This window comes from Vibrio sp. Vb0349, assembly GCF_033338975.1.
On record NZ_JAWOTS010000009.1, the window covers coordinates 82656 to 106111 of the forward strand.

Genomic DNA, 23456 nt, shown 5'->3' on the forward strand with positions numbered 1-23456 from the left:
CGTAAAATCTTGTACCAAACGCGACTTCGTTTATGTCTTAGATCTCCCATATGCTCTAATGCCAGAAGTAAGAAACTCGTAAACTCCTGAATCAAAACAAGCGTGCCTAGTGAAAAAAGAGTATTCTTAAAGCAAATGAATCTAAAACCTACCCGATGAGTATTCAACCTAATTCCCGTCAGTTAATTTCATGCGAAGAGTGCGGCCTTGTTGTTCGCATTCCCGATATCGAACAGGGGCAAAAAGCACAATGTCCTCGATGTTCGCATTCGCTGACTAAAGTGAATGCCAAGCCTTACCAAAGCGTGATCGCCATATCATCGGCATGTTTGATCATGTTAGTGCTAAGCATTTCTTTCCCTTTTATGTCGTTCAGCGTGCAAGGGTTGTCGCAAGAAATCACCTTGTTGCACGCTGCCAAAATGCTGGCTGAGTTTCAAAATGTGCTTTTGGGTGTGCTGCTACTCGCAACAGTTATCGTTTTGCCTGCAATCTATGTTGGTCTCATTCTCTTTCTTCACCTTGAAGCATTAAAAGCACGTAAACATACCCCCTCTAAAAAGCAGCAACGAATGGCAAAAGTTTTATGCCGTCTTCTGTTTCGAGTCGAACCCTGGTTAATGGTGGATGTATTTTTGATTGGCGTGTTGGTCAGCTTAATTAAAATAGCTTCCCTCGCAGACATAGGCATGGGCACTTCATTCTGGGCGTTTTGTGTATATACCGTTCTGGTAGTCAAATGCATATCAATGGTCGACAAAAGCTGGCTCTGGGGGCACTTTATTCCAGCTATCGAGCTATCTGATGTAAAAGAGGGTGATACGCACCATAACCACAACCATATTGGTTGTCATACGTGTCACCAGCTCAACCCTATTGAAGCTAAAAAACACCAACACTGCATTCGTTGTAAAAGCCCTATTCACAAATACAACCCCGCAGACAATTTACAAAAAGCTTGGGCGCTTTTGTTTGCTTCAATCATTTTCTATATCCCTGCAAACCTCTACCCTATGATGTACACCGTAAGCCTTGGACATGCAGAAGGTTCAACTATCATGGAGGGGGTAATATTGCTTTGGCATTTAGGTTCTTACCCTATTGCGATGGTAATTTTCTTTGCTAGCGTATTCATTCCAATGGCGAAAATGCTGGCACTCGCGTGGCTGTATTACAATGCGCAAAAAGCGCGATATCTTCCGCACGAAGAGAGTATTTCACGCTTAAAGATCTACCGCATAACTGAGTTTATTGGTCGTTGGTCTATGATCGATATCTTCGTCGTCGCGATCTTAGTTGCACTGGTTCAACTGCAAAACTTAATGGCGATTTATCCAGGTCCTGCTGCGCTCTCTTTCGCGGCAGTGGTCATTTTTACTATGCTTTCTGCAATGATATTTGACTCACGTTTGTTGTGGCAATTGCCACAAAACGAAGTGCAGGAGCCGATTTCTGACAACTTAAACGAGAAAGCCAAATATGAGTGATGAGAACAACGTAACCGCTCAAATAAAACCGCAAAAGCAGATTTCTGCGATATGGATTGTCCCGATCCTTGCGCTAGCCATGGGAGCGTGGATGCTGTTCCAATATATCAACAGTACAGGCCCACAAATTACTCTCCAACTGCCAACCGCAGATGGGATTGAGGTTGGCAAAACCGAAATCCGAGCATTGAATGTAAAAGTCGGACTGATTACTGAAGTCACTCTCAGTGAAAATTACGATCACATCATCGCTAAGGCACAAATGAACAAGGATGCAGAACGCATGCTGCGAGATGACACCATGTTTTGGGTGGTGAAGCCTCGTATTGGCCGTGATGGCGTTTCAGGTTTAGAGACCTTGCTCTCTGGCGCTTACATCCAACTTCAACCGGGTAAATCTAAGATAGAGAAAGAGCGCTTTACGGTCTTAGATGTTCCCCCAGTGGCCTCTCCTGATGCAGAGGGGTTACGCCTTGTGTTAACACACCGCGAGGCTGGTAAGCTAGGCGTTGGTGACCCCGTCATTTATAAAGGCTTTACGGTTGGTCGTGTAGAGAAAACCAGCTTTGATGTTGACACTCGCAAAGCGTTATACCAACTCTTTATTTTCAAGCCTTATGACAGCTTAGTGCGCACTCGTACCAAGTTCTGGCTGAATTCTGGCGTAGATTTACAGCTCAACGCTGAAGGGTTCGAAGTCAAGTTTGGCTCATTAGAGAGCATGCTAACGGGTGGTGTTACCTTCGATACCGTTCCAGGTCTTGAATCCGGTGAACAGCTCACTGAAAATATGGTCAACTTCCGCTTGTACGATGATATTAAACAACTTCGAGAAGGCATGTACGATGATTATATTGAATTCGTTATGCTTTTTGATGAATCGGTACGAGGACTTAAACGTAAGGCACCTGTCGAATATCGAGGCTTGAGAATTGGTACTGTGATGCGTGTACCAATGCGACTTCCAACCCCAGAAGAGAACTTTTCTGCGAAAAAAATCCCTGTATTGGTACGTATCGAGCTCGGCCGTGTTTATGGCGATTTCCAATCCCAATCTTTACCAATGTTAAAAGATAAATTGAAGAGTGAGTTTGCTAAAGGCCTACGTGGTACTTTAAAAACAGGTAACTTATTAACAGGCGCACTGTATGTTGACGCCGACTTCTATCCAAACGACGAGCCTTACGTACCGAGTAAGTTTGCTGATTTAGATGTTTTCCCAACCATGCGTGGTGGTTTTGCGCAGGTTCAGCGCCAAGTGAACGACTTCCTAAATAAGATTAATAACTTACCAATGGAAGAAACACTAGACTCTCTCAATTCAACGTTAAAAACGTCCGAAAAAACGTTAGCTTCAGCAGAACGCGTGGCGGACAGTATTGATAAACTTTTGAATCAAAAAGAGACGCAAGAGATCCCAACAGATATTCGCCAAAGCTTACAGCAATTACAAAAAACACTCGATGGTTATGGGCCCAACTCAACCATGTACAGCGAAATGGAAGCCACGCTAAAAGAATTAGAAAGCGTGATGACAGAGTTTAAACCCGTACTTAAACAGCTAAACGAAAAGCCAAACTCTCTCGTGTTTGGAGAAGATGAAATCAGTGACCCAATACCAGTTAAAGGCAAAAACTAATGAAACGAGTATTCTTTCTGTCTATCGCGCTATTTGTCGGTCTAACGGGTTGCAGTAGCGCTCCGCAAACTAAAGGAGCTATGTACCTTCTACCTAAGGCGGAACCAGTGACGCTGAGCTCTTCTGATATCGCTCAGCGCCCAACTTTAGTTGTTCGTCCAGTGACATTGGCGAGTTATTTGAATGATAATGGCATTGTTTATCGAACCTCTGAGACCCAAGTTATTCAGGCGAAGCACAATCAATGGGCGCACAGTATTTCTGAGCAAATCACTCAGAGAGTCGTCGCGGAACTACGTCACAAGCAAAGTCATTACTGGCCGACTGAAATGAATAATCTGTTGGATCAAAGCGGTGAAGCCAAACTCCAGCTTACGTTAAATAAATTTAATGGCAGCTACAAAGGTAATATCGAAATTGAGGGGGAATGGTTACTCATTAATGCCGAAGGTAAGGTAGAAAACAGCGCGCCAATACAAATCTCACAGCCGCTTCAAGATGAGGGCTATGAAGCGCTCGTCAACGCTTTATCCATAGGCTTAGAAAGCCTAACCTCAGACATTGCCAAACAACTCTAAGTCAATGTTAATTACAGGGAAGCAAGTTGCTTCCCTTTTTTATGCAGAGTGTAGCGACTTCTACTAAGCTGAAAGCTGACGAAAAGCCGAAAAGGAAATTGGATGAAACCATGTAACCTGCTATCACTCTCCTCACTCATTCTTGTATTACCTACATCAGTAGCGCTCTCAGCCGAGACACAAGAATCTCGTTGGCGAAATAGCATAGAAGTGTACATGCTAGGACTGAATATCCACGGGGATACCAGTATTGGTCGCTTTTCATCAGAGGTGGATGTCGATCCTAAGTTCATCGTAGACCACCTCGATATTGGGGCGATGTTGCGATTCGAGAGTATTTACCAAAGTAAGTGGGGCTACTACATAGATTATAGTTTCATGAACTTAAGTGGTGATGTTAATAATATCAAGGGCGCTCTGCCTAACGCTCGTTATCGTGCGGACATCGAAATACGGCAAGGTGTTCTAGAAGCAAAGGCATTCCAACGCGAACAATATTCATTTGGTAAACTGGATTATATGTTTGGATTACGTTGGTGGGACAATGACATCACCGGCAAGCTGTATCGTAATGACAACCGGGTACTAGAAGATAGACTGTCATTACAAGAAGATTGGGTCGATTTTTTAGTTGGCTTGCGACTCATTGATGAATTGAGCGAAAACTGGCGATTTCATGCCAGCATCGACGCCGGACTTGGCAACGATACTCACTTCACTTATGCCATTCAAACTGGTGTTCGTTATAGCTTTAACGAATGGTCTGATCTCAACTTAGCTTACAAGTCGACCTGGGTCGATTACAAAAATGAAGAGGTATTTGAATATGATACGGCTTCTCAAGGGCTTTTAGTCGGACTTGGCTTTTACTTTTGATTAGGTTGAACCCTAGCCTATATTCAAGCGTTGTAACTTGTACCAACTCTAGGTACACGTCTAGTGCCACGTTACAGATGCTTAAATAAGGCAAATTGATCTTCATCAGACTATAAATTGCTCTTCGGTGCTACTCTCTGTCACAAAATATAAAACCCCACTCTATGACCTCATATAGGTCTTGTTGATAAGGTTCCCGAATAGCAATGTCGATTAACATTTCCGATTTAACCACCGCCCTAAATAAGGTGGAGCATATTCATAAAGTGCAGCTTGAAAACGTACATCAGTTCTTCAAAGCAAACGAAGCTTTCTCGTTGCAAACATTCAGCCAGCTGATATCAAGCGACTCGCTTGATGATCGATTTAAAACCATCGATAAAGCGTTCTCTTTGCTTGGTGATGCAAAAACCTACCTTTTAGAAGCGTCTTACCTTATTAAGTAAAAAAGAAAGCCCCGATAAAATTCATTACCGGGGCTATCATTTTCTATCTAAACTACTGATTTACAATTTGTAACGATCATCAATTACCGTTAATTCTGGGAAGGTTTTACCCTCGTCCATCGCTTCTTCTGTCTCTTCTTTTACTTGGTTATCAATCCAGAAATTACCGATATCCATTGGATGAAGCACCCATTCTGTCGCTTTTGTCATGCCGTTTTTAGGAATTTTAACCCAGCGCCAATGAGCAACTCGAGAATAAGGCACCATGTAGCCAGGAACGATGATGTTCGCTTTGCTGACATAGTTTTGGATTTGATGCGACAAGTCGTAACGCTTCTCCTGATCAAACTCAGAATCATACGCTTCAATTAACTTGTCTAGCTCAGGGCTGCTGTAGTTGGTGTGAGCATTCGTTTGTGGTCGATTTGCATTATCCGAGTGTAGGTATTCCCAATACGCAGGGATCTCACCAGAGCCCATATTCAAAAACGCTAGCTGATGCTTTTTCTCAAGAATGTATTTAAACGCAGATGAGCCATCCACCAAATTTAACGTGAACTCAAGACCAGCAAGTTTCGCTTGCTCTTTCAGGTATGCAATACGCGGTGTCCAAGAGTTGTATCCATAGGTGATAGCAAAGCTCAAGCGTTGGCCCTTGTCGTTAATACGAATACCATCTGCGCCCACTTTGTCAAAGCCCGCTTTTTCGAAGTGTTTAACCGCCGCATCAGCATCAAACTTTGGCGGTGTATTGTTAGGATCATCGTATTCGCCATGACCAAAGCCGAGTCCATGCGGTTTACGTGAATAATCTCCACGCATGATGTTTTCAATCATGCCGTCATAGTCAGTGGCTGCCATAACACCTTTACGCACTTCTAGGTTATCCAACATCGGCATCGCTGTGTTCATCCAAAGACCACCTGCTCCTTGCGGTGCTTCGTTAAAGCCCCAGTACTTTTGGATATAGCCTTTTTTGTACACATCACTATTGGTTTTGTCATGCCAAAAGCTTGGTAGCACCATCTCAAAGTAGTCTAAGTTGCCTTTCTCAAAGTGCTTCATGGCAATATCAGGATCGCGAATCACCTTAATGCGAACCTTTTCAACGTTATAACGGTTTTTATAGTAGCGGTTGTTGTATCCCCACCAATCTTCACCGACATGTTTGAATGTCACGCTCTTACCTTTCTTCACTTGATCAATGTAGTAAGGCGCTGCGGTTGGCTCAGATTTAAAGTTAAACTTTCTGACGAAGTTATCAGGCATGCCATCGTTATTTGCGTCCTTTTCTCCTTCAAAGAAGTGTTCAGGACGAGGCTGAAAACCATTACTTGGCATGTTAATCATAACCATAAGTGAGTCATGACTTTGAGCTACAGCAAGATTGACTTTGATCGTGTAGTCATCAATTTTTTCAACACTCACAATACCGTTTGTGAAGAAGTCGTTATACCACGGGTCGATAATGTCTTTTGACGTGTAGTACTTCATCATAAAGACGTAATCATCTGCTGTAATTTTTTCACCATCTGACCACTCGGCCGTTTCGTCGAGTTTAAAGAATACGGTTTTGTTGTCCTCTCCAAATGCCCATGACTTAGCAAGTTGAGGGATCCATTTGCCAGTATTTGGATGACGCTGAGCCAGTTTTGGTGAACCATCCATTAAGTATTGGCGCAAACCTGAGTTCGCATCTGGACCAACACTTCGTAATGTTTGCGGAAAGCTCTGAATGTAAGTGCGATAGGTGCCACCTCGTACCGCTTCTTCAGAGGCAAATAGAGGTTCGTTGTTGTTTGAAATCCATTCGATATCAGCTGGCAATTCTGCCGCACTCAGTTGAAAACTGGCAGCGGTCAGTGTTGCTAGTACTGAAAATGGCAGTTTTTTAGTCATGTTTCTTCCTTGTTGTGTTTGCGCACTAAGGTCGTAACAAGGAAGACAGCGTGTGAAAGCTCACAGAAAGCTGCGATTTAAAATACGCAGATAGGAAATAATAGGAACGTAATATGAAGTGACGTCCTGCCAGCTTCTATATTAATTTCAAAGAGTTTCACTAGGTCATCCTAGACCTTACAACGCAGTGAATGCATCTTCGCCATAGTATTCTTTAGATATTTGTAACGCAAGCCATCAATAACACATGATTGCATTTTCGAGGCATCACAGTGAGTTATGTTACAAAAGTGTGATCAGCATAGTACCAAGCCCTACTTTACTCAGAATAAACCGCAGAACCTTTATCTCAATTGGCCCCGATATACCAGTTACAGCGAGTAAATGATCAGACATAGCTGGTTAAAAGGAATGGTTGTTTACCGCGATCAGTATTTTCATTCGATATAAAAAGTGAGGCATCTTAGCCTCACTTTTCTCCATACAATCGAGACAGTGCTTACATTTTAGATAAGCTCTCATTGATCGACTTCAGCACTTCTGCAGGATTTGACGCTTGAGTGATAGGGCGACCAATCACAAGATAATCTGAACCTGATTGGATAGCGTCTACTGGCGTCATGATACGGCGTTGGTCACCTTGTTCTGAACCAGCAGGTCGAATACCAGGGGTCACTAATTTAAATTCTTGGCCTAGTTCGCTCTTCAGTAGTGAGGACTCTTGCGCTGAACATACCACGCCATCTAAACCTGCGTTTTTGGTCAAGGTTGCTAGACGAATAACTTGCTCCTGAGGCGCAACATTCAAACCAATACCAGCTAAATCACTTTGTTCCATACTGGTTAGTACCGTTACACCGATAAGAAGTGGACGATCTTTACCATATGGTTCAAGAATTTCACGTGATGCCGTCATCATACGCTCACCACCGCTCGCGTGTACGTTCACCATCCATACACCCATTTCAGCCGCAGCGCGAACTGCTTTCGAGCAGGTGTTTGGAATATCGTGAAATTTTAAATCTAGGAATACAGAGAAACCACGTTTATGGAGTTCACGTACAAAATCAGGACCAAATAGCGTAAACATCTCCTTGCCAACTTTTAGTCGGCATGACGCAGGATCAATTCTATCTACAAACGCAAGTGCATCTGCTTGGTTATCATAATCCAGTGCGACAATAACTTTTTGGTCGATCATTTCATCTCCTAACTGTTTTGGTTCTTATTCAATAAAAAGTTAAAAAAATGCAGCGGACAGAAACTCTGCCAGCTGCATTAAGAATTATTCACCATCCAATCCGCGGATTGGCTTGATCGTCCCCCATCCTTTACAGGACGGACAATGCCAATAAAGGGAATGGGTAGAAAATCCACACTTCCGGCATCGGTAATGCGGTTTCACTTTTAACTGTTCACCCACCATCGCTTGTAGTGTTGATAGGCTGTCTTTCGCTCGACCATCTTCTGCTTCTGCAATGTGGTAGTCAATTAAACGGTAGAAGCCCTTCATGGTTGGGTTTTTCAGCAATTGTTTCGTCAGTAACTCTTGAGCAGCCCCAACGTTCTCGTGATGAGCAACTAATTGAGCCAACATCAACTCGGCTGATACGCCTGCTTTCTTATCAATACAAGCTCTCAGAAACTCGACAAGTTCATCTTCCTGACCCAGATGATGATAGCATTCTGCAATAGTTGGCAAGACATCACTGATAAAGTCTTTATCTTGCTCAAGTACCCCCGTCAGATATTTGATGGTGTGCTTATAGTCTTCAGACTCTAGGTAAATTCGTCCCAAAGCAATACTTGCTCGAACACACTTCGGGTCTTCCGCTAACGCTTTTTTAAAATGCTGTATTGCCTTATTAGTATTCCCATCAGCTTGGTCGAGCATGGCTATTTCACACCAAAAATGGGCAATATTTGCACGCATCCTTGAGCGTTTATTACCTAACTTAGCCAATTGGTTCGCGTAATAAATCGCCTTTTCCCATTCTCGTGTTTGCTGATAAATGGTCACTAATTGTTGAAGAGCCGCCTCTTTGTAATCTGGCTCTTCGACTAACTGTTCGAAGATTTTCTCTGCACGATCAAGAAAACCTGAGACCATGTAGTCTTTCGCTAACTGTTGAAGGGCGAGGTTCTTTTGGTCCAGTGTTAAGCCTGAACGAGAAATAAGATTTTGGTGAATTCTGATTGCGCGGTCGACTTCACCACGAGACCGGAACAGGTTACCCAACGCAAGGTGAGTATCGATGGTCTCGTTATCAACTTGGAGCAATTCAATAAAGTGATCGACAGCCTTATCTGATTGGTCAGAGAGCAGCAGATTAAGACCCGTCATATACTGACGAGAGATTTGATGAGATTGCTTCTGCTTGTCTTGCTGAGCGCTGCGATGCCCCATATACCAGCCATACGCAGCAGCTATAGGCAACAACAAGAAGAGTAGTTCAAGCATTAAAGTTAAGCCTTATCCTTATGCCTGTTTTTCAATGGCTGGCTTATCAGCAGCGTTGTTTGATTCAGTTGGTTCGTACTTTTTCAGTTTTTTCTTTAAACGACGGACCTGTAGCTGAGTTTTCAGTTGGATGCTACCAAAGATAACCCACGCTAAAGCAAAGCCAACCACAAATACTACACCTAATAGCGTAGATAAGTGGAACTCTCCTTTTGCTAGAAGATAGTTAAAAGTCACGAGCTCTTGGTTTTGGGAACCTAACGCCAATGCAATTAAAAAGAGAGCTAAAACAGCAACGATTTTTATAATTTTCATGTTACATCACCCTTCTAGGAGTAAGTCGGTAAGATTATGCAGGAAAATGCTTCTTCAGACTACGTATATTAGCAATAATCTATACCCAAGTAACCTCAAGATGCTTAGTTTGTAGACATGCTTAGAAGTTAAAGTTATTTGGGTATAGAAAACAGCTGAATCCACAATTAGATTAGTAAACGATCTTGGATGTATGACTAACTTGGATACATTACAAAAAAGCGGCATACACAAACGTATGCCGCTTTTTTCAAACTAATAAGAGTGCATTAACCAATATTTACACGCTCACGAAGTTCTTTACCAGGTTTGAAATGTGGAACGTATTTACCTTCCAATTCCACTTTATCGCCCGTTTTAGGGTTACGACCTACGCGAGGCTCGCGGTAATGAAGAGAAAAACTACCAAAGCCACGGATCTCGATACGGTCACCGCTCTCTAGTGTAGAGGCCATGTGCTCTAAAATATCTTTTACAGCATCCTCTACCTCTTTCGCTGATAAGTGTGTTTGCTCAGCGCAGAGTCTTTCAATCAGTTCAGACTTAGTCATAGTTGCCCTCTTTGAGTATCTTTATCACTTATTATAGTAAGTAATACTAATTCCAACAAACACTTGCTGACAATTCTAGACAAATTTTATGCAAAATGCGCAATGAAGAAATGCCTTTTATTAAGATAGTTTACTGTCATTAGTATTACTACTTAAATATGACCAAATATAAAAAAGGAGCCTTGCGGCTCCTTTTTTGCTTAAGCGAGTATATTATTCGCCTTTAGCAGCTTTGAAAGCGTCAGCCATTGCGTTACCGAATGCATTGTCATCTTGCTTGTTGATAGATGCCATTGCTTCTTGCTCGTCAGCTTCGTCTTTAGCTTTGATAGATAGGTTGATTACGCGGTTCTTACGGTCTACACCTGTGAACTTCGCTTCAACAACATCACCAGCGCTTAGGATTAGAGAAGCATCTTCTACGCGATCGCGTGATACTTCAGAAGCACGGATGTAACCTTCAACGCCTTCTGCGATTTCAACAGTAGCGCCTTTAGCGTCAACAGCAGTTACAGTAGCGTTAACTAGAACACCTTTCTTGTTGTCAGCAACGTAAGCATTGAATGGGTCATTTTCCATTTGCTTGATGCCTAGAGAGATGCGCTCACGCTCAGCGTCTACTGCTAGAACAACTGCAGAGATCTCGTCGCCTTTCTTGTACTCACGTACAGCTTCTTCGCCAGCAACATTCCAAGAAATGTCAGATAGGTGAACTAGACCGTCGATGCCGCCTTCTAGACCGATGAAGATACCGAAGTCAGTGATAGACTTGATCTTACCAGTAACTTTGTCGCCTTTAGCTTGTGCTTCAGCGAATGACTGCCATGGGTTAGCTTTACACTGTTTCAGACCTAGAGAGATACGACGACGTTCTTCGTCGATTTCAAGAACCATAACCTCAACTTCGTCGCCAACATTAACAACTTTAGAAGGGTGGATGTTCTTGTTAGTCCAATCCATTTCTGAAACGTGAACTAGACCTTCAACGCCTTCTTCGATTTCAACGAAGCAGCCGTAGTCAGTTAGGTTAGTTACGCGACCAGTTAGTTTGTGACCTTCTGGGTAACGCTTAGCGATTGCTACCCATGGATCTTCGCCTAGTTGCTTAAGACCTAGTGATACGCGAGTACGCTCACGGTCGAACTTAAGAACTTTAACTTGGATCTCGTCACCAACGTTAACGATTTCAGATGGGTGCTTAACGCGCTTCCAAGCCATATCAGTGATATGTAGAAGACCGTCAACGCCACCTAGGTCAACGAACGCACCGTAGTCAGTAAGGTTCTTAACGATACCTTTAACTTCAGAACCTTCTTGTAGAGTTTCTAGAAGCTCGTCACGCTCAACGCTGTTCTCTGATTCGATAACTGCACGACGTGAAACAACTACGTTGTTACGTTTTTGGTCAAGTTTGATAACTTTGAACTCTAGCTCTTTGTTTTCTAGGTGAGCAGTGTCGCGGATTGGACGTACGTCTACTAGAGAGCCAGGAAGGAAAGCACGGATACCGTTTAGTTCAACAGTGAAACCGCCTTTAACTTTACCGTTGATGATACCAACAACAGTTTCAGCTTCTTCGTAAGCTTTCTCAAGTACGATCCAAGCTTCGTGACGCTTAGCTTTCTCACGAGAAAGTTGAGTTTCACCGAAACCATCTTCAACAGCGTCTAGAGCTACGTCTACTTCAGCGCCAACTTCTACTTCAAGTTCGCCAGCAGCGTTCTTGAACTGTTCAGCAGGGATAGCAGATTCAGACTTAAGACCAGCGTCAACAAGAACGAAACCGTTCTCGATAGCTACTACAGTACCTTTAACGATGCTGCCTTGTTGGAATTCTGTTTCGTTTAGAAACTCTTCAAAGAGTTGAGCAAAAGATTCAGTCATTTAATTAATCTTCAATAAATTAAACTTCCACGGGTATCCTACCGCATGGGGTTATTAAATTCGCCAGTCATCATCCTTGCGACCAACGCTCTTAGCCTAGTCGAGTATTATTACTCAGCTAGCTTCGATTCGATATATTGTAGTGCCTTTTCTACTACTTCGTCGATACTCATCGACGTAGAATCTAGCACAAGCGCATCCTCAGCAGGGCGTAATGGCGCCACTGGGCGGTTACGATCTCGGTCGTCACGCTCTTGGATCTCGCTTAAAAGGTCAGCAAATCTAACATCTAACCCTTTCTCTTGCAACTGTTTAAGGCGTCGATTTGCACGCTCTTCAGCACTCGCATCAAGGAAGATTTTTGCTTGCGCACTCGGGAATACAATTGTGCCCATATCACGACCATCAGCAACCAGACCCGGAGCGGTCTCAAATGCACGCTGACGACGTAGTAATGCTTCACGAACACGTGGCAAAGCCGCAACTTTAGATGCTGCCATACCTGTTTCTTCTTTGCGAAGCTCCCCTGACACGTCTTCGCCTTCTAGAATGACCTTAACTAAGTCACCTTCCGCGATAAATTGAACGTCTAGGTGTGTTGCTAGTGGGACAAGAGCATCTTCTGACTCGGTGTCGACACCGTGGTGAATCGCAGCGAGTGCAAGTACACGATAAATTGCGCCAGAGTCTAAGAGTTGGAAACCCAACTTTTTCGCCAGCAACATACATAAAGTGCCTTTACCTGCACCACTAGGTCCATCTACGGTTACAACCGGAGTTTGAGAGGACATGTTCTTCTCCACCAATAGTTTCTTTTCAGCAATTTGCTCGGTTTTCGAGGCGCACATTATACGGGTAATCAGTCTTTGGAGCGAGGAAAAATGTCGTGTAAAGCATTACACCTAATGCGTAATTGGATTCATCAATAAACATAAAGTTCAACAAAAACGGCGAGAGCTTCCGCCCTCGCCGTTTTAAATGTCATGAACTTAAGCTCGATTAAACAATCGGCTTTTGACCACGCTCAGCTAACTTTAAAATCACACTATCAGCGACTTTACCCGCCACACCTGCTAGCTTGTCGGCCAGTTTTTTCTTTTGTACATAATGCACAGAAAGTACAGTTTTATCTTTGCATGCTGCAACAACGATATCATCAGATGTACCAATGTCATCCACCAAACCAAGCTCTTTCGCTTGTGTACCGAACCAGTGCTCCCCAGTGGCTACTTTGTCTAGGTCCAAACTAGGACGACGCTCACGGATGAAGTCTTTAAACAAGACATGTGTTTCTTCAAGTTCTTGCTTAAACTTATCGCGCGCTTTATCGGTATTCTCACCGAACATCGTTAGCGTGCGTTTATATTCACCCGCTGTTAGTTGTTCGTACTCAATGTCATGTTTCTTCAACAGTTTGTTGAAGTTAGGAATCTGTGCGATAACGCCAATAGAACCCACAATTGCAAATGGTGCAGAAACAATTTTATCTGCTACACATGCCATCATGTAACCGCCACTTGCCGCAACTTTGTCAACAGAGATGGTCAGAGGAAGACCCGCAGCTTTGATTCGGTCCAGTTGAGAAGAGGCAAGGCCGTAACCATGAACCATACCACCGCCAGACTCTAAGCGAAGTAACACTTCATCACCTTCACGTGCGACAGCCAAAATAGCGGTGATTTCTTCACGTAGAGACGCGACTTCTTTTGCGTCTATGCTACCGTTGAAATCAAGAACAAATAGGTGTGGTTCACGCTTGCTATCTAATGAACCGTCTTTGCTCGCTTGTTTGATTTCTTTCTCGCGAGATTTGTTCTTCTCTTTTTCTTCTTTCTTGACGGCTTTATCTCGAGCCTTGATGAAAGCATCGTCATGCAAATGATGCTCTAACTGCTCAACAGATTGTTTGTGTTGCTCTGAAAGGTTGGTAATCTCTAACTCCCCTTTCGCCGCACCCGATTTGCCACCAGCCGATTTTGCAATAATGAGCAGAACAATTATCGCAGCAACCACCGTGATAATTTTGGCCAGAAACAGACCATAATCTAATAAAAATTCCAACGAGAGCTCCTTTATCTCATTTCAGATGACGTTAGTATGTTACGCAGAAACATCAGCGAGAAGGCAGCGCGGTTTGTAACCACTTGTTCTGATTGATAGCATACCTAACGAAAGTTCTGGAATTGGTATAACACATGAATTGGTGTATTGTAACCATCTTGTCACGATTACCAAGATTTTCCATTGAGAAACAGGCGTTTTTAGCGTCAATTAACTATCATGGACCCTCTTACAATAATAAGGATTTATCGCCGTGAACTACTCCGTTTCAGCTGATGCTCTAAAAGGTAAAGTCATTCTTGTTACTGGCGCTGGTAATGGCATCGGCCGTCAAGCCGCGCTTTCTTATGCCGAGCACGGTGCAACTGTTATTCTCTTGGGTAGAAATGTGCAAAACCTTGAATCTATCTATGATGAGATTGAAGCTGCTGGCTATCCACAAGCTGCTATCATTCCATTGGATCTCAAGGGTGCAACTCAGCAGAATTACATTGATATGGCAGAGACAATCGAAGGACAGTTTGGTCGCTTGGATGGTCTATTACACAACGCAGGTGTCTTGAGTTCGCTGTGTCCATTTGATCAAATCAAAGAGGAAGACTTCGACGATATCATGCAGATCAACGTGAAAGCCGAAGTGCTAATGACTCAAGCACTACTGCCTGTGATGCGTAAATCAGAAGCTGGGCGTATTATCTTTACCTCTTCAACCGTCGGCCACTCTGGCCGCGCATTCTGGGGGCCATACGCTATCTCTAAATTTGCCGTAGAAGGCATGATGCAAGTTTTGGCTGACGAGCTGAGTGATACACCGATCCGCGTTAACGCAATTAACCCTGGTGCCACTCGTACTCGCATGCGTGAAAAAGCATATCCGGGTGAAGATGCGAATACTCTCAAAACGCCACTGGATATCATGCCGCTATATTTGCACTTAATGGATCCTGCGGTTACCGATGTGAACGGTCAGTGCATCGACGCTCAACCGAAGCGTAAATAACTCATTCAGGTTACCTCACATAATCGATTGAAAAGGCAGCAAACGCTGCCTTTTTTCATTTCTCTCTTCATAAAAATCTTGCGACTTTCTCCCACAGAAATATACTGTATATATATACAGGTATTTATTATGCAAGATATTATTCAGAACTTAAAAAGCCAACACCTTGTTTGGCAAGCAAATTTAACGAAAGCAGATCCTCAGCAGTTGCAGACTAGTTCCGGTTTTTCTGAATTAGATGATTTGCTCGGCGGAGGCTTTCCACCTCATGGCGTAGTGGAGATGGAATCTATTGGTAGTATTGGTGAATTGCGTTTGCTCGCTCCCTATTTAAAAGCCACTCAGACCAATGGTGTGACCGCATTTATTCAACCACCTGCGCTAGTGAATTCTCTGTTTTTACACTACATCGGGTTGGATATAAACCAAGTGTGGGTCGTTACTCCAACTCACCCCAAAGATGCTCTTTGGGCTGCAGAGCAATGTCTGAAAAGTGGGGTATGCAGTAATGTTTTGTTATGGCAAGAAGAGCTTGAAATACATCAAGTGAAACGCTTACAGGTAGCAAGTGAACAAGGGAGTTGCCCTCTCTTTATGCTTAAAACAGATACTATCAACCGCTTGTCTTTGCCTGTGTCACTCAGTTTAAAACTGAAAGGCGACGAGCAAGGGATTCATGTTGAAGTGCTGAAAAGGAAAGGAGGCTGGAATAGAGGTAGCGTTAGTATCGGCTTCCAACACCATTATCCGCAACTGGTGAAACCATCATCTGAAACTGTGCACTCGACTGTGGTCAATTTCCCACTGGCGAACCAAGGTTAGTGATATGGCTCTGTGGATTTACTTGCACTTCCCTCGCCTGCAGCTAGACGCACTCTTTGGTGATAACCAAGAACAACCCGTGGTGATTGTCGAAAGCCAACGTTGCCAGATTATTCAATACAACGAGATTGCCGAACAACAAGGCATTAAGCCTGGTATGGGCTTAGGCAGTGCTGCGTCCTTGTGTCGAGATTTACAAGTGCATCCTTATCATCCGCACACCGAATGGAGCAAGTTACAAGAAATTGCTCAATGGCTGTATTTGATCACATCTGACGTTGTGTTGATGCCAAACCAAGGTATTTTACTACGTGCTACTCCAATGCTCGCTCTGTATGAAGGGCTTGAAAACTATTGGAATAAAGTCAGAGCTCACTTATCGGAGCTGAAACTGAGTTTTCAATTCGGATGTGGTTTTTCGCCTTTTGCTGCCAAATTGATGGCATTATCAGGAGCGAACGTCATCGGCGAAGACAAATCTGCCATACAAAAAGTCCTATCACCATTACCGTTAACACTGGCAGATTTATCAAGCGCTACAGTAGAGAAGTTACAACGTGTAGGCGTCACCACATTGCAAAACCTGCTTGAACTGCCATTGCAAGACATCGCACGACGCTTTGATATCGATTTGGTGAACTACGTTGGTCGACTGACTGGGCAGTTTAAACACCCTGTCGACTTTTATCACCCTACCGAATCCTTCCAAGTTTATTTAGAGCTGTTGTTTGAGATCGAAAACGTTCAGTGGATTGAAAAGCCGTTGGCCAAATTACTTCGTCAACTCGAAACCTTTCTTAAATTAAGAGATAAGGTCGCTTTTGAACTGTGTTTAGCACTCCACCAGCGTGAGAAACAAGAGCAACACCTTCAACTCACTTCTGCGCAAGGTGATTACCTATGTCAGCGTTGGCAACAGTTAGCGAGTTTAAGCTTAGAATCACTCTCGCTTAATGGCCCAGTCACAGGGCTAACGTTAAAAGTCATCCGTCAAGGTGAGCCTCTTAGTGCATCACGCGATCTCTTTGCTGGGCAGAAAGGAAACATGAATGCTTTAGAGCTGCTCTCTTTACTGCAAGCTAAATTGGGAAAAAGTGCTGTTTTAAAACCCAATATTGCTTGCGATCCTAGACCAGAAAAGGCCAGTCAGTATCGCCCTGCTGATGCTCCGGATGAAAAGGGGCACGCCATACCATCCATACTACGCCCAGCAATGCAATTACCGACTCCCATTGTATTGCAAGAGCAAGTTTCTTTGGTCCACGGACCTGAGCGAATAGTTTCTGGGTGGTGGGATGGTGATGAGATCATGCGTGATTACTACATTGCACACACCAAGCAAGGCCGCTGGTTATGGATATTTCGCGATCAGCACAAGCACTGGTTTCTTCATGGCTATTTTTGTTAAATCGACAGTTATTTTTGTTGGGTCATTATGAGTTACGCGGAACTATTTTGTCAGTCTAACTTCTCTTTTTTGACTGGGGCTTCTCATGCAGAAGAGCTGGTACTCCAAGCTGCTTTCTATCGCTATCAAGCTCTAGCTATAACGGATGAATGTTCAGTCGCGGGCGTTGTCAAAGCCCATGCGACCATCGAACAACATAAACTCGATATCAAACAAATCGTTGGAAGTATGTTTTGGTTAAATGATGAATGCCAAATCGTACTGCTTTGCCCTTGTCGCAAGGCTTATGCCGAGTTGTGTCGTATCATCACAAACGCAAGAAGACGCAGTGAAAAAGGCAACTATCAACTATTCGAATGGGATTTGATGTCGGTTCGACATTGTTTGGTATTGTGGCTGCCCACACATCAAGAGAGTGATCACTATTGGGGGCGCTGGCTCAATCAACACCACGCTAATCGTTTGTGGGTAGCGATTCAGCGCCATTTGAGTAACAACGATACTGAATACATTGCGCACTGCGAGCAGTTAGCACATGAATTTCAATTACCTATAACTGCCTGCGGAGGCGTTCTCATGCATGATGTTGAACGCTTGCCATTACAACATGTACTTACTGCTATAAAGCATGGGTGTAGCGTCGATAAACTCGGTTTTGACCGTATTTCGAATACTGAGCGAGCGCTTCGTCCTTTTAAAAAGTTGATTCGGATTTACAAACCAGAATGGCTGGAAGAAAGCACTTATATCGCCGATTTATGCGAGTTTAAGCTCTCCGATTTAAAATACGAATATCCTACCGAGCTGATCCCAGATGGTTATACACCCGACTCTTACTTACGTATGTTGGTCGAGCGCGGTAAAAAGCTGCGTTTTCCTGAAGGCGTGCCAGCAGAAGTCAATCAAACCATCGAGAATGAACTGGCGCTTATTCAAGAGCTGAAATACCACTACTATTTCCTTACTATTCACGACATCGTAATGTTCGCGAAACAGCAAGACATTCTTTACCAAGGGCGGGGTTCCGCTGCAAACTCTGTGGTGTGTTATTGCCTGGAAATTACCGCCGTCGATCCTCGGCAAATCGCTGTCTTATTCGAACGATTTATCAGTAAAGAACGTAAGGAACCGCCGGATATTGATGTGGACTTTGAACACGAGCGCCGTGAAGAAGTTATCCAGTATATTTACAAAAAATATGGCCGTGAGCGTGCAGCACTTGCTGCAACAGTGATCAGCTATCGCTTTAAAAGTGCCGTGCGTGAAGTCGGTAAAGCACTAGGGATTGAAGAGACCCAATTGGATTTTTTCATTAAGAACGTTAATCGCCGAGATCGCAGCCAAGGCTGGCAAGCTCAAATTATTGAACTGGGCTTACAACCAGAATCTCTCAAAGGGCAGCAGTTCATCCAATTGGTCAACGAGATCATTGGCTTCCCACGCCATTTATCTCAGCACGTAGGTGGCTTTGTAATTTCATCTGGCCCTTTATATGAGTTGGTACCTGTTGAAAATGCCTCGATGGAAGATCGCACTATCATTCAATGGGATAAAGACGATTTAGAAAGCTTGAAGCTACTAAAAGTCGATGTACTCGCACTCGGTATGTTAAACGCCATCAAAAAGTGCTTTCAGCTGGTCGAGAAACATCACCAGCGATCCCTCTCTATTTCCGAAATCACTCGCCGACAAGATGATCCACACGTGTACCGCATGATCCAAAAAGCCGACACGATAGGCGTATTCCAAATTGAATCTCGTGCACAAATGAGCATGCTTCCTCGCCTAAAGCCTGCTTGTTATTACGACTTAGTGATTCAAATTGCAATTGTTCGTCCAGGCCCTATTCAGGGTGATATGGTGCATCCTTTTTTAAAACGACGAGATCACAAAGAGCCTGTCAGTTATCCATCGGAAGAAGTAAAAAGCGTTCTTGAGCGGACTATGGGCGTCCCTATTTTCCAAGAGCAAGTCATCAAGCTAGCCATGGTAGCCGCAGGGTTTAGCGGCGGCGAGGCCGATCAACTCCGTCGAGCGATGGCATCATGGAAAAAGAATGGCGATCTCGCTAAATTCAGACCAAAACTGATCAATGGTATGCAAGAGAGAGGTTATGACTTAGCGTTTGCTGAGCGCATTTTCGATCAGATTTGCGGCTTTGGTGAGTACGGCTTCCCTGAAAGTCATTCAGCGTCTTTCGCAGTGCTGGCATATTGTTCTGCATGGTTAAAATATTATTACCCAGCCGAATTTTACACTGCATTGTTGAACAGCCAACCAATGGGATTTTATAGCCCATCGCAATTAGTACAAGATGCTCGCCGACATGGCGTCGAAGTATTGCCGGTGTGCGTCAATCATTCAAAATATCAACATCATCTCGTCTCACGTCCGAATGGCAGGCTCGGCGTGCAACTTGGTTTTCGCTTGGTGAAAGGCTTTAACGCAGAAAGCGCACAAAGGCTTATTGAGCGCAAACCACTTAATGGTTACCGATCGATTCAAGAAGTAAAGCAGATATTAAGAAGCCGAAGTGACATTGAATTATTGGCTTCAGCCAATGCATTTCAGGCCTTATCGGGAAATCGTTATAACGCTCGCTGGGCAGCAATGGATTCCTTATCTGACCTACCATTGTTTCACAAGGTCGAAGAACCCAATGTTAGCTACCAGACTCAACCTTCTGAATATGAAAATTTAATTGAGGATTACGCAAGCACGGGACTATCTTTTAGCCGCCATCCAATTAAATTATTAGAAGAAACGGGCAAACTCCCTCACTTTACCCGCATGAGGCAACTGACAGAGAAACCGCATAAGTCACTGGTCACAGTGGTAGGTGTGGTAACAGGAAGACAATCTCCAGGCACCGCCGCTGGCGTGACATTTTTTACGTTAGAAGATGACACGGGCAACATTAATGTGGTCGTTTGGCAAGCGACAGCACGAGCCCAAAAGCAAGCGTATTTAGGCGCTAAAGTATTAATGGTGAAAGGCATTCTTGAAAGAGAGGGAGAAGTCACGCACGTCATTGCTGGTAAGTTGATTGATTGCACGCACTACTTGAACAATCTACAAAGTAAATCTCGGGATTTCCATTAGTACAGAGGAATTAAGGAGAGAGATGTTAAAAAACAGAGAGAGGTGCGCTCCCTCTGATTTCACTAGATCTAATCATGCACTTTTAGAAAGCATCTGGCGTAATCGGTCTTGAGCAACTTCAACCAGCAGATCCGGTTGGAATTTAGATATAAAGCGATCACAGCCTACTTTTTGCACCATGGCTTCATTAAAACTACCGCTCAGAGAAGTGTTCAATGTGATAAACAACTTAGACATACGTGGATCTTGGCGCACTTCATGGGTCAGTTTATAACCGTCCATTTCAGGCATTTCAGCATCCGTAATCATCATCAACAGCTCTTTTTCTACATCTTTACCTTCATCACACCAACGTTTTAAAACCGTTAGCGCTTCTAGCCCGTCACGACACTCGATGATATTCATACCCAATTGAGAAAGCGTATCGCGAACTTGATTACGAGCTGTAGAGGAATCATCTACAATCAGAACATTACGCCCGACCATTGCTTGGGCCAATTCTTGATCGAGAATGTCCTCCGAAATAGTCACGTCGTAATGCACGATCTCTGCTAAAACTTTTTCAACGTCAATAATTTCGACAATTTGAGAGGCATCCCCCTCTTTGATTTGCGTGATAGCCGTGAGGTAATTCGAGCGACCAGACGTAGAAGGAGGCGGCTGAATTTCAGTCCATGCCGTATTAATAATGTTTTTAACCGGACCGACTAAGAAGCCCTGCACCGTGCGGTTGTACTCTGTCACGATCAAATTTTCTTCTTCCGCTTCACCACGTAAAGCAGGAAAACCAATTGCGCCTCGTAAATCAATCACTGGTACCGCTTCACCTCGTAGAGAAGCAACCCCACGAATATTGTAGTGCGATCCAGGGAGCTTGGTTAACGGTGGAAGCTTGATGACCTCTTTCACTTTGAACACATTAATCGCAAATAATTGGCGACTATTTAAAGTGAACAGCAGAAGCTCTAGTCGATTTTCACCAACCAAGTTTGTACGCTGGTCAACCGTATTTAACACTCCGGACATACTACTACCTAAATTATGGATAATTCTTATTTTACTCGAAATCATTACAGACACAGCAAGGTTATATAACCAAATAACCTTAAAATATTTGGCTTTTCGAGCACAGCTTTAAAGTACAACAGTTTTAGCGTATTACTTCTCTTTGTATCAGACGCAAAGTCACGCAGCACATTGAAAGCCATTTTGTTTATTTACTTGAGCTTTTTAGGAAATTACATGAATGGCGCAGATATAGCAATGCAGCATAACTCAAATTCCCTTTCTAGTAATAGGCGATCAAAAAGGGTGAGCCGTTAAGTCTCACCCTAAATCACCTACAAATGCAGTCTCAACAGCTAGGCACATCATCATGTTAAAAAGTACTTAACCTTCCACAACCTTCATCAATAGTTGACCATCGTACAACGCTTGCTTAATCAACGCGGCACCAGGCATTGTGGCTTGCTTATAGAAACGAGACTCCACCAGCTCAAGATCTTGGTGATAAACAGGTAAACTCTGCTCTTCGATACAGCGACGAACCGCAGGATAAAGCACATCTTTTGCTTGGTTAATCACACCACCGATCAAGATTTTCTCAGGGTTAAATAAGTTGATCACAATAGCAATTGCAGAGCCTAAGTAGCGTCCAAGTTTTTCAATCACATCGACGGCCAAAGGATCACCGTTTGCAGCGGCTTCACAAATGCTCTCAATACTCATTTCTTCTTGTTTAGCAAGAATAGAGTCTTCGCCATCAGCGATTCGTCTTACGACTTCTTCACGAATGGCTTGAGAACTGGCAACGGTTTCCAAACAGCCAATATTGCCGCAATGACAACGTTTTCCATTTGGGTCAATTTGAATATGCCCGAGTTCACCAATGTTACCGTGACGACCTTGCAAAACGCGCCCATCCAGAATGATGCCCGCACCTAAACCGTGGTGGATAGAGATAAGAACGGAGTTGTCATTATCTTGAGAATGACCAAAAAGCTTTTCTGCTAATGCCCAAGCTCGCGTGTCATTGGCAATGAAAACTGGCAAGCCTGTTGCTTTGTATATCTCTGGTCCAAGAGCAAGATTTTCGACATTGTAATGAGGCATCTGCAAAACGACACCTTGCTCTGAGTTCACGAGACCAGGCAGCGTAAGGGCAATACTGGTAACCCGATCCAGTTGATCCGCGTAAGTCTGAAAAAATTCATCAATTTCGTAAAGCAGGCGCTCAAGCACATCGTCTTGATCAAGCTCGTGTATCTCGATTTTAGTATCGATCAGTACATCACCGCCTAACTCATGCAAAGCAATGGTTAAATAACCTCGCCCCAAACGCATTGACAAAAATTGCCAGCCTTCATTATTGACCTGCAAACCGACAGCAGGTCGACCACGACTCGTCGCTTCTTGTACTGTCGTTTCATGAATCAAGTGCGCTTCAATTAATTCTCGAGTGATTTTGGTGATACTAGCAGGAGCAAGCTCACTCTGCTTGGACAAATCAATTCGAGAAATAGGACCTTTTAGGTCAATTAGTTTATATACACGACCAGCATTGACCTGTTTGATATGATCAATATGGCCCGGTTGAGCCATGTACATCTTGCACTCCGAAATTCTATAACGGGACAATTTTTTTACTTTGCGAACTAATTGTGAAGTGAATTAATAAATCCCCGTGACAAGCATCACGTATAAACCTGTTTGTTTGTGTATTCAATCAAATAACGAAGAATCTACTCCTGTTAAATTGTTTGAAAAATAACTTATTTTTATTCACTAAATTATGAAGTAGTGCCTTTAAAGCAGCGCATTTTTATCAATAAGGCCATTGCCTGTCGAATATCTGTCTGTTTTACCGGGGTTACTCTTAATATAAACATTCTGTGCATATACTTATATTCAAGTAGCTTTAAGGTGTG

General features: G+C 43.5%; 19 protein-coding genes. 9 read left to right on the forward strand and 10 right to left on the reverse strand.

All coding sequences use genetic code 11. The annotated features are described in order from the left end of the window. Positions 1 to 155: 155 nt before the first annotated feature. The 5 genes from R7Q47_RS12435 (at position 156) to R7Q47_RS12455 (ending at position 5026) form a co-directional block, all read left to right on the forward strand. A complete protein-coding gene (locus tag R7Q47_RS12435; protein ID WP_213962771.1) occupies positions 156 to 1487 on the forward strand; it encodes a paraquat-inducible protein A in 1332 nt (443 codons plus the stop codon). After that, positions 1480 to 3126, forward strand: coding sequence for an intermembrane transport protein PqiB (pqiB, locus tag R7Q47_RS12440; protein WP_017821656.1), 1647 nt, complete (start codon positions 1480 to 1482; stop codon positions 3124 to 3126). The genes R7Q47_RS12435 and pqiB overlap by 8 nt, the downstream gene beginning before the upstream one ends. After that, positions 3126 to 3704, forward strand: coding sequence for a membrane integrity-associated transporter subunit PqiC (locus R7Q47_RS12445; protein WP_017821657.1), 579 nt, complete (start codon positions 3126 to 3128; stop codon positions 3702 to 3704). The genes pqiB and R7Q47_RS12445 overlap by 1 nt, the downstream gene beginning before the upstream one ends. A gap of 102 nt (positions 3705 to 3806) precedes the next feature. Next, positions 3807 to 4580 (forward strand): hypothetical protein, encoded by a 774-nt coding sequence (locus R7Q47_RS12450; RefSeq protein ID WP_031778929.1) that lies wholly within the window; start codon positions 3807 to 3809, stop codon positions 4578 to 4580. 206 nt (positions 4581 to 4786) lie between these two features. Continuing rightward, positions 4787 to 5026 (forward strand): hypothetical protein, encoded by a 240-nt coding sequence (locus tag R7Q47_RS12455; protein ID WP_005376679.1) that lies wholly within the window; start codon positions 4787 to 4789, stop codon positions 5024 to 5026. Between the two features lie 60 nt (positions 5027 to 5086). Here the strand turns inward: R7Q47_RS12455 and R7Q47_RS12460 are convergent, their stop codons facing one another. The 8 genes from R7Q47_RS12460 to sohB form a co-directional block, all read right to left on the reverse strand. Continuing rightward, positions 5087 to 6925, reverse strand: a complete 1839-nt coding sequence (locus R7Q47_RS12460; protein WP_318089083.1) for an extracellular solute-binding protein — start codon at positions 6923 to 6925, stop codon at positions 5087 to 5089. 499 nt (positions 6926 to 7424) lie between these two features. Further along, a complete protein-coding gene (gene pyrF, locus R7Q47_RS12465; protein WP_017821659.1) occupies positions 7425 to 8126 on the reverse strand; it encodes an orotidine-5'-phosphate decarboxylase in 702 nt (233 codons plus the stop codon). A gap of 84 nt (positions 8127 to 8210) precedes the next feature. Further along, a complete protein-coding gene (gene lapB, locus R7Q47_RS12470; RefSeq protein ID WP_005376665.1) occupies positions 8211 to 9386 on the reverse strand; it encodes a lipopolysaccharide assembly protein LapB in 1176 nt (391 codons plus the stop codon). 18 nt (positions 9387 to 9404) lie between these two features. Continuing rightward, positions 9405 to 9701, reverse strand: a complete 297-nt coding sequence (locus R7Q47_RS12475; RefSeq protein WP_005376663.1) for a LapA family protein — start codon at positions 9699 to 9701, stop codon at positions 9405 to 9407. Positions 9702 to 9970: 269 nt separating this feature from the next. Beyond that, on the reverse strand, positions 9971 to 10252 hold the full coding sequence (gene ihfB, locus R7Q47_RS12480) for an integration host factor subunit beta (protein WP_005385816.1): 282 nt from the start codon (positions 10250 to 10252) through the stop codon (positions 9971 to 9973). Positions 10253 to 10465: 213 nt separating this feature from the next. Further along, a complete protein-coding gene (gene rpsA / locus R7Q47_RS12485) occupies positions 10466 to 12136 on the reverse strand; it encodes a 30S ribosomal protein S1 (protein ID WP_005385817.1) in 1671 nt (556 codons plus the stop codon). Positions 12137 to 12246: 110 nt separating this feature from the next. Continuing rightward, a complete protein-coding gene (cmk, locus tag R7Q47_RS12490) occupies positions 12247 to 12927 on the reverse strand; it encodes a (d)CMP kinase (protein ID WP_053306696.1) in 681 nt (226 codons plus the stop codon). A gap of 208 nt (positions 12928 to 13135) precedes the next feature. After that, positions 13136 to 14197, reverse strand: a complete 1062-nt coding sequence (sohB, locus tag R7Q47_RS12495) for a protease SohB (protein WP_213912335.1) — start codon at positions 14195 to 14197, stop codon at positions 13136 to 13138. A 253-nt stretch (positions 14198 to 14450) separates the two neighbouring features. Here sohB and R7Q47_RS12500 point away from each other — a divergent pair, with 253 nt between their 5' ends. The 4 genes from R7Q47_RS12500 to R7Q47_RS12515 all read left to right on the forward strand — a co-directional run bounded on the left by R7Q47_RS12500 (position 14451) and on the right by R7Q47_RS12515 (position 20529). Further along, complete coding sequence (locus R7Q47_RS12500) at positions 14451 to 15197, forward strand: YciK family oxidoreductase (protein ID WP_005372980.1); 747 nt, start codon at positions 14451 to 14453, stop codon at positions 15195 to 15197. A 129-nt stretch (positions 15198 to 15326) separates the two neighbouring features. Next, positions 15327 to 16019 carry a translesion DNA synthesis-associated protein ImuA gene (gene imuA, locus R7Q47_RS12505; RefSeq protein ID WP_017821660.1) on the forward strand — a complete coding sequence of 231 codons (693 nt, stop codon included), beginning with the start codon at positions 15327 to 15329 and terminating at the stop codon, positions 16017 to 16019. A gap of 4 nt (positions 16020 to 16023) precedes the next feature. Further along, a complete protein-coding gene (locus tag R7Q47_RS12510) occupies positions 16024 to 17427 on the forward strand; it encodes a Y-family DNA polymerase (RefSeq protein ID WP_248486868.1) in 1404 nt (467 codons plus the stop codon). 27 nt (positions 17428 to 17454) lie between these two features. Then, a complete protein-coding gene (locus R7Q47_RS12515) occupies positions 17455 to 20529 on the forward strand; it encodes an error-prone DNA polymerase (protein ID WP_248486870.1) in 3075 nt (1024 codons plus the stop codon). Between the two features lie 72 nt (positions 20530 to 20601). On the opposite strand, the gene R7Q47_RS12520 is transcribed toward R7Q47_RS12515, so the two are convergent. Together R7Q47_RS12520 and R7Q47_RS12525 are read right to left on the reverse strand one after the other, a co-directional pair. After that, positions 20602 to 21555, reverse strand: a complete 954-nt coding sequence (locus R7Q47_RS12520; RefSeq protein ID WP_005372976.1) for a chemotaxis protein CheV — start codon at positions 21553 to 21555, stop codon at positions 20602 to 20604. Between the two features lie 363 nt (positions 21556 to 21918). Beyond that, positions 21919 to 23136: an ROK family protein gene (locus tag R7Q47_RS12525; protein ID WP_005385828.1), complete on the reverse strand. Its 1218-nt coding sequence runs from the start codon at positions 23134 to 23136 to the stop codon at positions 21919 to 21921. Positions 23137 to 23456: the final 320 nt, after the last annotated feature.